Origin of the sequence: Stieleria sp. JC731, assembly GCF_020966635.1 — a bacterium.
Taxonomy (GTDB): domain Bacteria; phylum Planctomycetota; class Planctomycetia; order Pirellulales; family Pirellulaceae; genus Stieleria.
The window spans coordinates 9,388-11,822 of sequence record NZ_JAJKFQ010000025.1 but is presented as its reverse complement, the minus strand read 5'-3'; the positions used below and the strand labels follow the sequence as shown (position 1 = coordinate 11,822).

The 2,435-nt window shown below is 52.0% G+C and carries 2 protein-coding genes; both read left to right on the top strand.

Features of this window, described 5'->3' with window-relative positions; all coding sequences use genetic code 11:
• The first annotated feature begins 678 nt into the window (after positions 1-678).
• The gene (locus tag LOC67_RS22815) at positions 679-1,146 is read left to right on the top strand and encodes a hypothetical protein (RefSeq protein WP_230265149.1); all 468 of its coding nucleotides are present in this window, start codon (positions 679-681) and stop codon (positions 1,144-1,146) included.
• 1,049 nt (positions 1,147-2,195) lie between these two features.
• Positions 2,196-2,435 (top strand): macro domain-containing protein (locus LOC67_RS22810; protein WP_230265148.1); only part of this gene is annotated, 240 nt, incomplete at its 3' end.

The window sequence follows — 2,435 nt, the reverse complement described above, 5'->3', positions numbered from 1 at the left end:
ATATCAATGCTCGTTCCCCTTGGCGATTTGAATCGGGTAGACTGGTCAGCAGCGATGTGGTGCAGACCGTGGTCGTGTGTACCACGCGAACCATGACATGAACCGAAGTGACGGAGTCGGGGTTTTTGAAGTGGTTAGTCATCCGCCGTCACTCGGTTATGTCCGCCGTTCGCGCGGATGGTTGTGACTGCGATAACCATCGCCTGTCTTCAACGCCGCTGAATCTGGCCCATCTGATTTCATGTGGCTACTACCAGCTAATCGCCGCAATTGAGTTAACGGTTTGATAGTCGTGTCTGAACACGACCCAATGGATTTCGCGAGACACCAGTTTCCTTTTGATCGCAACTGAAGTCATCGTTTGATTGTGTTGCTTGATCAACGCGCATCTGAATTTGAGAGACCGCAGGTTCTTGTATATCGCATTTGATGTCACGGTTTGATCTTTGCTCCGAGACAGCGGATCAAACGCCCTATGCGCCGGCCGAAAAATCTATGCTCGTTACCCTTCGCGATTCCAATCGGGTAGACTTGTCGACAGCGATGTAATGCAGACTGTGGTCGTGTGTACCACGCGAACCATGACATGAACCGAAGTGACGGAGTCGGGGTTTCTGAAGTGGTGTGTCGTCCGCCGTCACTCGGTTATGTCCGCCGTTCTGCCATTGAGATTCTGGATTGAAACTGCAGGCTGCAACGAAACGAGACCTCGCAATCTCCGGTGCTGGCGTTCTCGCCACGACATTCTTTGTTTCTTCGGATGGTGGCGGTCAAAATCCGATCTACGTACTACTCTGGATGCTGCTCGTCGCTCTTGTCGTCTGCGTCGTGTCGTTCGCCATCGCACGAATAGTGTCGACATTCGCTCTTGCGGTAATCGCCACTGCTGTCATCACGGATTTGCTTTTCCTGATGTATTTCATGTATACCATCGCTCTTCAGCCGAGCAGAGATCCGCACGCTACCGAAGCATACCTGTTGATCCCAATCGTATTCACGATCGTTACCGCGCCGTTGGTAGGTCTATCGTCGTTTGGAATCGGGCGAATTGCGAATCGCTATTTCCACTGTCCGGCTTCCAGTCTCGACACGCCCGCAGAGAAAGGCAGAACCATGAATTGCACGGGAGGACGGGAGTCGTGTTAAATTGTCTGCTTGCGGGTCTTTCGCCCGTCCCCCGTGAATTCTGCCGTTCTGGCTACTGAATCGAATTTGCAGCAAACTGTGATGCGAACCGAAAACGATTACCGTGAGTTCATTGATTCGTTCATTGAACGTCCTCGGATGTACCTTCACCGAGTCAGTCTTGATACTGCGATTGCTTTCTTGGATGGATACGATTGCGCTACAAATTACGGTCTGCTTCGCGGGTTTACGAACTGGATGGCTACGGAGTTCCAAAGTTCTCCGTCGCTCGGATGGCAAGGGTTGTTGAGGGCGAAATATAGTGAACAGGAGCCAAAGTCAGGGGACCCGGCACCTGACAGCGCGGAACTAACGTTTGTTGTGGGCGTATTAAACCAGTTCATTTGTCAGCGAGAGGCTCCAGAGCGTGGCTAAAATTCAATGGTTATCGAAAGACCGTTGTATGACTATTGGCTCGTGCATTCAGTACGAGCCAGAACCATGTGGTGCACCGAAGTCGGCGAGTCGGGTTTGTTTTGAGTTCACGTTCACCGCACCGACTCGGTGACCACTACCGTTCGCGCGGGTGGTTGTGACTGGATCCAATGCTGCTGAATCCGGCCCATCTGATTTCACATGGCAAGTGTTTGATGATCGCCGCAACTGAGTTCACGGTTTGATAGTTGTTTCCGATCGCGGCCGATCTGATTTCGCAAGACGTCAGTTTCCTATTGCTCGCACTTGAATTCACTGTTTGATTATCGTTGCGTATCACGGCCCATCTAATCTAAAGGGACAGCAATATCCTGTTGATCGCATTTGATGTCACGGTTTATTTCTGCTCCGAGATGGCAGGTCAGACGCCGTATGCGCCAGCCGAAAAATCTATGATCGTTCCCCTTGGCGATTCGAATCGGGTAGACTTGTAAGCAGCGATGTGGTGCCGACTGTGGTCGTGGGTACTTCGCGAACCACGACATGAACCGAAGTTGCGGAGCCGATGTCTTTGAAGTGGTTGGTCATTCGCCGCAACTCGGTTATGTCAATCGTTATCCCGTTGAGCAAGATTGATGCCTGGTATTGAACTTCATTCGGGCGACATTACGAAACTCGATGTTGATGCCATCGTAAATGCCGCAAACGAACTACTGATCGGTGGCGGCGGCGTCGATGGTGCTATCCATGCTGCCGCGGGTCCCAAGCTCGTTGCTGCCTCACAGAAACTGGCTCCCTGCCCGTCTGGAAACGCCCGTCTTACGCCTGGGTTCAACCTCAAGGCAAACTTCGTAATTCACGCTGTCGGTCCCATG